Consider the following 11,293-nt stretch of genomic DNA (forward strand, 5'->3'; position numbering starts at 1 on the left):
AGTGAGCGAATACGTCGTTTCCGCCTTCAACTTCGATAAATCCAAAACCTTTTTCTGCGTTAAACCATTTTACTGTACCTTGTGTCATTTAAATGACCTCCATTATTCGTATTAATAAGATCATAATTCCTCAAAAAAGAAAAAAATTCACATATTACAAAAAGTATTAAATAAAACACGAATACTCTTTGTAATAGGTGAATTTATTAATGTATTGTAATCCGTCTTATTAACCATAGTATATAACAAATATTTAGTAATGTCCAGTACAGAGTTTACTAAGTGAAATATCTTACAACGGATTGCTGTTATCATTTAATGTTCTTTATCAAAAAGAGACCATAAAGTGATGGTCTCTTTACCTATGCACTCGTTTGATTAACATACTACCTCTTTGAACTATCGGTAGAATTTTTCAGTTCTAATTTTTATTAACTTCCCGATCATTTAATGGCTGTACTGGTCGATGATTATCTGGGAAGATTTGCTGGAATGCTTGTATCTGTTCTTTTGACATTTCAATTGGCTGTTCAAAAACGATCCATTTTACCTCTTCTGTACAAGGAGGTGTCGTTAAGGATCCTGCATAATGGAAAGACATTTGATTTTCAGGTAACAAAGCCTGTAAATCAATTAGATAGTCTTCCGAATTTCCTTCTTTGGTTTCTTCCGCTGGTAATCCACCCCAAACAGATGCAAGAATTTCATTTTCCTTTCCTTCCTGAATCATCAATCCAAGGACAGCCAGGTTTCCATTCTTATCACTATGTACTAAATGTAGCTCCATCTCATAACTTTGACCATTAAACTGATGCTCACTTGGCGTATGGAAATGGAATTGTAAAAGCTTATATTCATTTCCCTCAACAATCATGCTGTTGCTTTCTGTTGTGGCATTAGCCTGTACGGTATGACCGTTGTTTATGAGTGTAAAATTGGTTGGCTTATAGTTAATCTGATTTTCTGTTAATTTTTTATCTACTTTCACTTGGGAAAATTCCAGATTAATCGGTGATTGTTCGTCTCCGTTAACACATGCTAAGTTTTCACCGTTTAGTTCACCCCAGTATTCAGGTCCCGTAACATCATCATAAGACCATTCCTTTTGTTCCGTACTAGCTTTTTCATCTTCTTTTGGTTCAATAGTTTCTGTAGATTGTTCCGCACACGCTGCAAGAGACAAGTTTAAAAATACAGCTAAAGATAAATATCCGAGTTTTTTCATTAGTAAAACCTCCTTTTTCAATACATTATCTAGGTTACTAAAAATCTGATGAGGAATCGCAGAAATATACTTAAAATTAGAAATTCAGTAAATAAATACTATCACTTTATCCATATAAAGCATCATAAAAAACTTAATATTCAACCAATTTATAATACATTTTGTGCATACTCTACAGTTTCATTTAAAAAAGGTAAAATGATATTGAAAATACAAAAAAACATTAAAAGATATGAGGGATTCCTATGAACGCATATTTTCTATTGGCAGTTGCCATTGTTAGTGAAGTGTTTGGAAGTACAATGCTTAAAGCGTCAAGCGGCTTCAAAAAATTATTACCTGTCATTGGAATAGCTATTGGTTATGCCATCGCTTTTTATGCTTTATCGTTATCACTAAAGACACTTCCTCTTGGGTTGGCATATGCGATCTGGTCTGGAGTAGGGACAGCTTTAACTGCATTAATCGGAATTATCATTTTTAAAGAGGGCTGGAACAGCAAAAAGCTTTTAGGATTAGGGTTAATTATTGGAGGCGTTGTTATTTTGAATATTGGCTAACCCTACTATCTTAAAGAAAAGAGGATAAAAATATGAAAGCATACTTTTTATTAACAATATCAATAATTTGCGAGGTATTCGCTACAACGATGCTAAAAATATCAGATGGTTTCACATTACCTTTACCCTCAGCAGCAGTCGTTCTCGGATATGGACTTTCATTCCTTTTTCTAGGGTTAACTTTGAAAACATTACCCTTAAGCTTGACCTATGCAATATGGGCTGGAGTCGGAACCTTATTAACACTCTTTGTAAGTGTTGTATTATGGGATGAAGTTCTAAGTATCCTTAAAGTAACTGGCATAATATTAATTATAGGCGGAGTCGCAGTATTAAACGCCGCATCCAATAACAAAGCGGCAGAACCAACAAACTAAGGCACAGCCGCTTTAATCTCAATCCTAAAAGCACATTTATGCAATTTATAATATTTTCATATAAACCCCTATTATCCCCATTCCTATCAAAGTCCAAAGTAAGACTTTAAACGTTGACGATTTGATTAATGCCGGGAATAAAATTTCCGATACAGTAACCATAAAAATGATTCCTAAAGTTAAGCCAATTAAGATGGTATTGATTGACTGGTGTACAAATCCTAAAAAATCACCAATAAAGACGCCTAGAGTAACTGGTATCGATACAATAAAGGTAATTAAAAATACAATAAAAAGATTCATTCGCGTTCCTGCCAAAATCAAAGGGGTAAACAAAATAATACCTTCGGGGATACTATGGAATAACAATGTCTGCAACAATGCCATTGTAAATTCAGAATCTTGATTCGCCCCTAAAATAATTCCCATTGGTATATTGTGAATCGATAGACTGAATATTAATAATAAACTTGTACGAATATACAAATTATCTTTTTCAATATTTTTTTTACTTTCGTTACTATGTACACTATTATGCAATACTGCAAAAATAATCATCCCGAATGTAAACCCTAAAAACGTACTTGCCCAGCCGCCTAATTCAACTGCCTCCGGAAAAATTTCAAAACTAATTAAGCCAAAAATTATACCTGCACAGAGCCCGTAAAAAATATCTACTCTCTGATGCAGTCCTTTGAAAAGCCATGCTATTAGACCACCAATAAATAAGCCTAAAAAAGTACATAAAAAACCTAATAACCACATGCCGTATTATCACCTTTCCATCAGTATAATAAGTGGTATGGTTTATCAGGGTGATTTATGAAAAATCCTTAAAATAAATACTTATTCATACTGAAAAAAGCGAATCCTCTATGGAAACGCTCCTTCAAAAAATAAAAATTATGCAATCAGACTTCGGCATGCTTCTGCACATTTAAAACAAGCCTCCGCACATTTTTGGCAGTGTTCATGATGGTGATTTTTACATTCATTACCGCATGCTTCACAAATTTGCGCACATACTTGGGCCAGTTCAGAAATAAATGGTGTTCCTCTACTGATTGCCTGTTCAAAGTAAGCACAAATATCTGCACACTCTCTATCAAGACGAATACAGCCCACCATCATTTTTACATCTTCTTCTTTCAAACAAGCATCATAACAATGATTGCAAGCAGCCATGCATTCATAAAGTGCCTCTATTACTGACTGATAATGTTCATGTGTCATTAACTTTGCCTCCTTTAACTTATTATTTACTCTGATACCCCGCCATTGCATCCTAAAACATACTTTTAACCAAGCACCTATATACTAAAATTAATTTATATCACCTAAATAAGTTGCAGCTTTCTCCCCGTTAAAATAAGAAATCAACTGGGGTTTCATTGCTTGCGGGTATAATCTAAAGTTCAATAATTCCTTAATCGGTAACCATTCTGTACCTAATTGTCCATTGTCGGGGTTACTTCCGCTATCAAAGGTATCCTGATGTACTCGACACAAAAACATAAATTCCGTTTGCTGTGCATGAGCATGTCTAGCAGAGAATTCATGGTTTTTTCCAATGTATTCACGTACAAAGATCAACTCTCCAATTTCCACTTTGGCACCTATTTCTTCCATGCACTCTCTTTCTAATGCTTGATGCAGATTTTCACCATGCTCTTGACCACCGCCCGGTAAAGTATAGTATGTACTATTATTTTCCTGTAATTTTATAGCTAATAACTTCCCGTCCTTTACGATAACTGCTTTTGCTGAATTTCTTATTTCCATTTTCATTACTCCCCCTTACTACTTAGTTCTAATAATGAACTCCCACCTCAACATTTTACTGTATTTTACAATTTTTACACTAAAAAAAGCGAAAGGTCCATATAAACCCTTTCGCCCCACTCTATTATTCAAACGGCCAGCTAGGCAGCATACAGCGCAGTTTTTTATCGTTGCGTTTCCCGAGTACATAATCAGCTTGCATAATTGTATGAATTTCCCGCGTTCCTTCATATATAACAGGTGCTTTTGAATTTCGCAAATAGCGAGCTACTGGATACTCATCGGAATAACCATATGCCCCATGAATTTGTACAGCGTCATCTGCTGCTTTATTTGCAAAATCACATGCTTGCCATTTTGCGAGAGAAGTCTCACGGGTATTCCGCACGCCTTTGTTTTTCAGCTCACCAACCCTGTATACAAGAAGTTTACTCATTTCATAGCCTGCTTCCATCTTTGCAAGCATTTGACCGACTAACTGATGCTCACCGATTGGCTTTCCAAAAGTTTCACGTTCCTTGCAGTACTTCACACTGGCCTCGATACAAGCCTGAATTAGACCAACTGCACCTGCTGCTACAGTAAAGCGTCCATTATCAAGGGCGGACATGGCAATTTTAAACCCTTCCCCTTCTTCACCTAATAAATTGGCAACCGGAATTTTCACATCATCAAAAAACAGCTCGCCTGTATTGCCTGCCCGAATGCCGTACTTTCCTTTAATCGCCTTTGAGCTAAAGCCAGCCCATTCCCGCTCCACGATAAAAGCGGAAATACCGTGATGCGCCTTTTCCTTGTCTGTATACGCAAAAACGATGAAGTGATCCGCAATATCACATAAAGAAATCCATGTTTTTTGCCCATTCAAAATATAATAGTCCCCGTCCCGTTTGGCAAAGGAGTTCATCGCAGCCACATCAGACCCTGCACCAGGTTCTGTTAAGCCAAATGCACCAATTTTCTCACCCTTTGCCTGGGGTATTAAATATTTTTCCTTTTGGGTATTTGTTCCCCATTGCATAAGCGTCATGCTGTTGAGACCTGTATGCACAGAAACAGCCGTACGAAAAGCTGTATCCCCCCGCTCCAACTCTTCACATACTATCGCAAGCGAGTTATAATCCATTCCAGCCCCGCCGTATTTTTCAGGAACACAAACTCCCATCAGCCCAAGCTCAGCTAGACGCTCCCATACTTTAGGATCAAATCCACCATTTATATCCCAATCTGCAATATATGGGATAATTTCATTGTCGACAAATTGCCGCACTGTTTTACGTAAAAGTGTTTGCTCTTCAGTAAACTCGAAGTTCATAAAATCACTCCTACCATTTAACAATCATTGAAGAACGATGTGATGTTTCTTTAATGTCGACACCACGCTTTGCCATTTCCTTAATGAATTCACGGCCTGGTACTACTGATTCTGGAGCAATTACACCACGCTCTGTAATCATCCCATTGCCAACCATTTGCGCCACGACTGAAATTGTATTGGCTGTCGCACGTGCCATTGCCGTTACATTTTTCTCTAAATCTTTGCGTACTACCATTTCATACTCGTACGTAATTTGTTCTTCTGACTTTTCCCCTGAAATAATCGCACGCAACAATACAGCGTCCGTTTTCTTGCCTAAATCCAATTTTTTCTTCAATACTTCTTTTGTTACTTCTCGAACATTTACTTCCTGCCCACCAGCTTCTACAGTATTGTTTTTATCTAGGAAACCTAACTCGGCTAGTAATTTGAACTTTTCAGCATGACCTTTATAGCGGATTGTTTTGTATTCTAATGTCTTTACATTCGGGAAGGTTTTGTATAAAGTCGAAATTCCCCCCGATGTATAAAACGCCTCAAGTACACCAAACTCATCAAAGTAGATTGGCTCAATGCCTGTTAAAGATTCCACCTCAGCTAAAATGCCTTTTTGAATCATTTTAGATGGCTCTGTATAGTGGTCGAATACACCATCCAAAGAAAATACACGAGTATAATGCAGCGGTGGCTTCGGCTCTGTTGGAATGCCACCTACGTATAATTTGATTGAGTCTACCGTATCAAGCTTCGTTGCACCATATCCTGCTAGAATATTTACCATTCCGGGTGCTACTCCTAAATCCGGAATAATTGTCACACCTTTTTCAGCAGCCAAATTATTTAACTGAAAAATCGATTCAGTAATGCCGCCTATATGACCGCCTAAATCAACCGAATGAACCCCTACATCAATTGCAGCCTTTGCTACGCGTTCGTTGAATGTATAGAACAATGCATTAATAACTACATTTCCACGCCCCATTACCTCACGCAAATCTTCATCACAATCTGCGTCCAGCTGTACAACCTCTACTTTTTTTGTATTTAAAGTATCGACGAATTCTTTCGCATTTTCGATTGATAAATCTGCTAAATATACTGTTTCTACTTCTTTACTATCGACTAAATCGCGTGCAATTTCTTTCCCCATCAAACCAGCACCCAGCACTACTACTTTCATGTAAACATCCCCTTTGTTTGTATAGTCAATTACACTTCAGCATAATTGCGTTCTTTGACATCCTCCGGAAGCTATCTCATTCAGGAACTGCTTGAATGAAGATAAAGTAATATATGACGATTCGCGCTATGCGAAAAGTCACGCGTTATTATCGATTTGAGCACGTTGCAGCTTTCCACTGTAATCAACGTAAATGCTCTTCCATTCCGTATAGACATCAAGTGCGGCTTGCCCTGAATCACGATGTCCATTTCCAGTACCTTTAGTACCTCCAAACGGCAAGTGGATTTCAGCTCCTGTTGTTCCAGCATTTACATACACAATACCTGTATCAAGTAATTGCTGTGCTTTGAATATTTTATTTACATCCTGTGAGAATATTGAGCTTGATAAGCCAAACTTCACATTGTTGTTAACTTCAATTGCTTCTTCTAAACTACTAACCTCAATGATGCTAACGACAGGACCAAATATCTCCTCCTGTGCCAATATACTCGTTGCCTCCACATCGGTGAAAATCGTAGGTGCATAATAGTAGCCTTTCGCCAAGTCACCGTCAGTTAATATTTCTCCACCTATAAGTAAGTTTGCCCCTTGCTGCTTGCCTATTTGGACGTAATGGTTAATTTTTTCGAGTGCTGCCTTATTAATGACTGGTCCTATTTTGATTGTTGGATCCAGTCCGTCACCAATTGTCAGTTGCTTAGTTGCCTCCACAAGACGTTGCTCTAACTCCTGTTTTACATCTTTATGCACGATAACGCGGCTACATGCTGTACAACGCTGACCGGCCGTGCCAAACGCACTCCATAAAATGCCTTCCAATGCTAAGTCTAAGTTTGCATCATCCATCACGATGACTGCATTTTTCCCGCCCATTTCAAGCGATACTTTTTTCAAATGTTTTCCGCCAAGCTCCGCTACTTTGCTTCCTGTGGTTGTAGAGCCCGTAAAGGAAATAATGCGTATGTCCGGATGCTCAACCATTGCAGTACCGACTGTAGGTCCAGAGCCAAATACTACGTTTACAACGCCTGGCGGTAACCCTACCTCTTCAAAGATTTTAGCTAATTCATATGCCATAAAAGGCGTTTCGTTTGAAGGCTTCCATACAACCGTATTGCCTGCCACAAGAGCTGGGAAAGCCTTCCATGTTGCAATCGCAATAGGGAAATTCCACGGTGTAATCAGCCCCGCTACCCCAATTGGTGCACGCACACTCATCGCAAATTTATTTGGCAACTCCGAAGGAACAGTTTCACCAAACAAACGTCTCCCTTCAGCCGCCATATACAGTGCCATATCAATACCTTCCTGTACTTCGCCACGTGCTTCTTCGATTACTTTGCCCATCTCTTTTGTCAGCGTTTGTGCCAGATGTTCTTTTTTCTCTTTTAATTTAAATGCAATTTCATATAAATAATCGGCACGCTTTGGTGCTGGGACAAGTGCCCACTCTTTTTGTGCCTCTTTCGCCTTTTGTGCAGCTAATTCGACTTGAAATTTTGTCGAAAGTGGTATTGTTCCTAACTGTTCACCATTTGCAGGATTTATCACAGACATTGTTTGCAATGAAGTATCTTCCATCCACTCTCCACCAATAAAATTTAACAGTTTCATTACCCCACCTCACAAATTCTAGTTTTCCCTTTATATGATTCGACATTTTCTACTTTATACCCTTTTTTTCTACGAAAGAATATACATAAAATTCCGACAAATGCTAGGGTAGATGAATCAAAATGAGACAACCTATCAATCCCGTTAATTATTAATTTGCTTAAAAATTTGCCCAATATATTTCCGTTACTTTGAAACTTTTGAAACTTATAAGCGTATGTATGTTGTAAATAAATTTAGTTTATTAAGGGGATATGTATATGAAAAACCACGAAATTGATTATGTATTACATGGAGATGACATGCAGTTTGTAGAAGTAGAGCTCGACCCTCAGGAAACGGTTGTGGCTGAAGCAGGAAGTTTAATGATGATGGAAGATCAGATTCAAATGGAAACTGTATTTGGCGATGGATCTGCAAACCAAGGTTCTGGTCTTATGGGGAAATTACTAGGTGCAGGAAAACGATTAATCACAGGCGAAAGTTTGTTCATGACGATGTTTACGAACAATGGCTCCAGTAAACGTAAAGTTTATTTCGCCTCACCATATCCAGGTAAAATTATTCCAATGGATTTAAGCCAATTAGACGGCAAAATTATTTGTCAAAAGGATGCATTTTTAGCTGCAGCAAAAGGTGTTTCAGTAGGCGTAGAATTCCAGCGAAAATTAGGAACTGGCTTCTTCGGTGGAGAAGGTTTCATCATGCAGAAACTTGAAGGAGATGGGATGGCTTTCGTCCACGCAGGTGGAACGATTTATGAACGCAAACTTCAGCCAGGCGAAACATTGCGTATTGATACAGGATGTTTAGTTGCGATGACACAAGACGTCCGTTACGATATCGAAATGGTACGCGGTATTAAAACAGCGCTTTTCGGTGGAGAAGGTTTATTCTTCGCCACACTATCTGGTCCAGGAACAGTCTGGGTGCAGTCATTGCCATTTAGCCGTTTAGCTAGCCGCGTGTTCGCAGCTGCCCCAGTTTCTCAAGGCGGTGGCGGTAAAGATGCTGGAGAAGGCGGCATCGGCGGATTATTTGATATGTTCAATAAATAGCATAAACAAGGCATATTCTGAACCCTCTTTCAGAATATGCCCCAATTGCATTTAAAATGTTTGAATCGTTTTCCTAATTCACTCCATTTAAATTACTTAATATCACACCTCAAAATTCGACAAAAAGACGCCAAATTATTACAAATATTTGACGTCCATGGAATTATTATATAGATAGAATAAAAATTAAAACTAAAGCCAATACAATTCGATATACTGCAAAGGGTGTGAGCTTTACCTTGGAAATTAGCTTCAGAAAGAACTTTATCGAAATAAGGGCAAATATAAATGCGCTTATAAAGCCTACTGCATAAAAGGAAAAGTGATCGGCATTAATTTGATCCCAGTTTTTCACAAGTGACAAACCACTTGCCCCAGCCATTATTGGTACCGCCATAATAAATGTAAAATCTGCAGCTGTTTTATGATCTAGCCCAAGTAAGACGCCTCCTGAAATGGTCGATCCCGAACGCGAAAACCCTGGCCAAAGCGACAAACATTGAATAACCCCAATTTTGAAGGCTTTACTGTAAGATATATTGTCTAAAGAAGTAATTGCAGGTTTTTTAGGTCCAAATTTATCAGCAATAATCATAAATATTGCTCCGATTATCAGCCCAATGATTACTGTTTTAATGCTGAACAAATTTTCGTCTATAAAATCTTCAAATAACAGACCAAAAACTCCTGCTGGAATAATACCGATTAGCACATGCCCTAAATTAAACCGGGTCGATTGCTGCCCTTCCATTTTATATAGTCCGACTAAGCTCAAAATGCGTTTCCACATTACAAAAACTACTGCCAATATCGACCCTAGCTGAATTACAATTTTAAACGTATTGGCAGAACCCGACCCTAAAAATTCCTTCGTCTGCAGCCACATATCATCAACAATAATCATATGTCCTGTTGAAGAAACTGGCGCAAACTCAGTCATTCCTTCCACAAACCCTAAGATTAAAGCTTTTAATAGCTCTATCCATTCCATATACTTGCTCCTTTTACAAACGATTATTCGCTAAATTTCACATCAATTACCCATAGTTCGGATTGACTCCCTAAACGTGTAGGGGGCCCCCAGAATCCAAAGCCACTTGAGACAAGCGCATGCATTTGTTCCTTTTGACGATGACCATAATCCAATTCAAAGATACGTTCCGTTATGAAATGATTTGGCCACATCTGTCCTCGATGGGTATGTCCAGATACGTGAAAATCTACACCTAAATTAGCTGGCTCATCCAAATCCATTGGCGTATGATTCATAACAAACCAAGGAAGTTCCTGATTTTCTGGCTGTAGCTCATTTAATGCCAACCGATTCTTATTTGTTAAATCTTCACGTCCTGTTAAATAAAAACGATTATCCACCAAAATTGTTTCATCCATTAAAATACGAACATCCGATTCAGCCATTGCTTGTTTAAATTCAGGAATTTCATTGCCATAATACTCATGATTTCCCGGTACTCCATAAACACCATATGTTGCCTGAAGATTTTTCATCACTTCCCCCATGCCTTTATTAATAAAGCGCTGTGGACTGTCATCAACAAGATCTCCCGGTAATAGCACTAAATCCGGTTTTTGTTCATTGGAGAGCTTAACAAATTTTTCTAAATGTCCTGTCCCGGATAACAGACCGAGGTGGAAATCCGATGCCATAACAATGCGCATATCTTCTCCAGGCTTATTTATCTCAATAGTAGCATTCCGTACTACTGGAGAGTATGCAAAATATGTACCTGCAATCAATAAAATGACTAGTAAACCTACAACACCTGTTCCAACCATTTTCGTCGAAAGAGGTGAAAACTTAATTATCAGATTAGCTATAATACATAGAATCAGCCCATACTGCAAAAAGAACATCCAATAACTACCTAGTACTGTTAAAGGCGTCAATAATGGGTGGAGCTTTCCTATAAAATAACCGTAAGAAACAAAAAATAAAAATGTCCAATAAACTATTGGCCAGCGGAATTGCTGAATGGACAGTAGCCATGCCCTTAAATTCCAACCGAGATAAAACGTAATACCACTATATATTGCTATCGCCAAGATGCCGAATAATATTCGCATTATACTTAAACCCCTCACATATTTAATGTTGCTATTTTACTACATTTCAACATTTTAACGTTAGTAAAGAAGATTATTTGTATAAAAA

13 protein-coding genes are annotated in these 11,293 nt (G+C 38.0%); 3 read left to right on the plus strand and 10 right to left on the minus strand.

The window, feature by feature from the left end; genetic code table 11:
- Window positions 1–88, minus strand: an 88-nt coding sequence (locus tag SNE38_RS11770) for a cold-shock protein (protein ID WP_336046590.1), incomplete at its 3' end; no start/stop codon positions are given.
- Between the two features lie 333 nt (window positions 89–421).
- Window positions 422–1,225, minus strand: a complete 804-nt coding sequence (locus SNE38_RS11775) for a carbonic anhydrase (RefSeq protein ID WP_336046543.1) — start codon at window positions 1,223–1,225, stop codon at window positions 422–424.
- A 245-nt stretch (window positions 1,226–1,470) separates the two neighbouring features.
- Here SNE38_RS11775 and SNE38_RS11780 point away from each other — a divergent pair, with 245 nt between their 5' ends.
- On the plus strand, window positions 1,471–1,785 hold the full coding sequence (locus SNE38_RS11780) for a DMT family transporter (RefSeq protein ID WP_191704648.1): 315 nt from the start codon (window positions 1,471–1,473) through the stop codon (window positions 1,783–1,785).
- Between the two features lie 32 nt (window positions 1,786–1,817).
- Window positions 1,818–2,162, plus strand: a complete 345-nt coding sequence (locus tag SNE38_RS11785) for a DMT family transporter (RefSeq protein WP_336046545.1) — start codon at window positions 1,818–1,820, stop codon at window positions 2,160–2,162.
- A gap of 45 nt (window positions 2,163–2,207) precedes the next feature.
- On the opposite strand, the gene SNE38_RS11790 is transcribed toward SNE38_RS11785, so the two are convergent.
- The 6 genes from SNE38_RS11790 to SNE38_RS11815 all read right to left on the minus strand — a co-directional run bounded on the left by SNE38_RS11790 (window position 2,208) and on the right by SNE38_RS11815 (window position 8,062).
- Window positions 2,208–2,927, minus strand: coding sequence for a ZIP family metal transporter (locus SNE38_RS11790; protein WP_336046546.1), 720 nt, complete (start codon window positions 2,925–2,927; stop codon window positions 2,208–2,210).
- Window positions 2,928–3,065: 138 nt separating this feature from the next.
- Window positions 3,066–3,395: a four-helix bundle copper-binding protein gene (locus SNE38_RS11795; RefSeq protein WP_191704645.1), complete on the minus strand. Its 330-nt coding sequence runs from the start codon at window positions 3,393–3,395 to the stop codon at window positions 3,066–3,068.
- 90 nt (window positions 3,396–3,485) lie between these two features.
- The gene (locus tag SNE38_RS11800; RefSeq protein WP_191704644.1) at window positions 3,486–3,950 is read right to left on the minus strand and encodes an NUDIX domain-containing protein; all 465 of its coding nucleotides are present in this window, start codon (window positions 3,948–3,950) and stop codon (window positions 3,486–3,488) included.
- Window positions 3,951–4,068: 118 nt separating this feature from the next.
- Complete coding sequence (locus tag SNE38_RS11805; RefSeq protein ID WP_336046547.1) at window positions 4,069–5,259, minus strand: acyl-CoA dehydrogenase family protein; 1,191 nt, start codon at window positions 5,257–5,259, stop codon at window positions 4,069–4,071.
- A gap of 10 nt (window positions 5,260–5,269) precedes the next feature.
- The gene (locus SNE38_RS11810; RefSeq protein WP_191704642.1) at window positions 5,270–6,442 is read right to left on the minus strand and encodes a saccharopine dehydrogenase family protein; all 1,173 of its coding nucleotides are present in this window, start codon (window positions 6,440–6,442) and stop codon (window positions 5,270–5,272) included.
- 138 nt (window positions 6,443–6,580) lie between these two features.
- Window positions 6,581–8,062 carry an aldehyde dehydrogenase family protein gene (locus SNE38_RS11815; RefSeq protein ID WP_191704641.1) on the minus strand — a complete coding sequence of 494 codons (1,482 nt, stop codon included), beginning with the start codon at window positions 8,060–8,062 and terminating at the stop codon, window positions 6,581–6,583.
- A 260-nt stretch (window positions 8,063–8,322) separates the two neighbouring features.
- Here SNE38_RS11815 and SNE38_RS11820 point away from each other — a divergent pair, with 260 nt between their 5' ends.
- Window positions 8,323–9,120 (plus strand): TIGR00266 family protein, encoded by a 798-nt coding sequence (locus tag SNE38_RS11820; RefSeq protein ID WP_191704640.1) that lies wholly within the window; start codon window positions 8,323–8,325, stop codon window positions 9,118–9,120.
- A 166-nt stretch (window positions 9,121–9,286) separates the two neighbouring features.
- Here the strand turns inward: SNE38_RS11820 and SNE38_RS11825 are convergent, their stop codons facing one another.
- Window positions 9,287–10,111 carry an undecaprenyl-diphosphate phosphatase gene (locus SNE38_RS11825; RefSeq protein WP_191704639.1) on the minus strand — a complete coding sequence of 275 codons (825 nt, stop codon included), beginning with the start codon at window positions 10,109–10,111 and terminating at the stop codon, window positions 9,287–9,289.
- 23 nt (window positions 10,112–10,134) lie between these two features.
- A complete protein-coding gene (locus SNE38_RS11830; protein WP_191704638.1) occupies window positions 10,135–11,205 on the minus strand; it encodes a metallophosphoesterase in 1,071 nt (356 codons plus the stop codon).
- Window positions 11,206–11,293 lie beyond the last annotated feature (88 nt).

Origin of the sequence: Solibacillus ferritrahens (assembly GCF_037027585.1) — a bacterium.
In the GTDB taxonomy this organism is placed as follows: domain Bacteria; phylum Bacillota; class Bacilli; order Bacillales_A; family Planococcaceae; genus Solibacillus; species Solibacillus ferritrahens.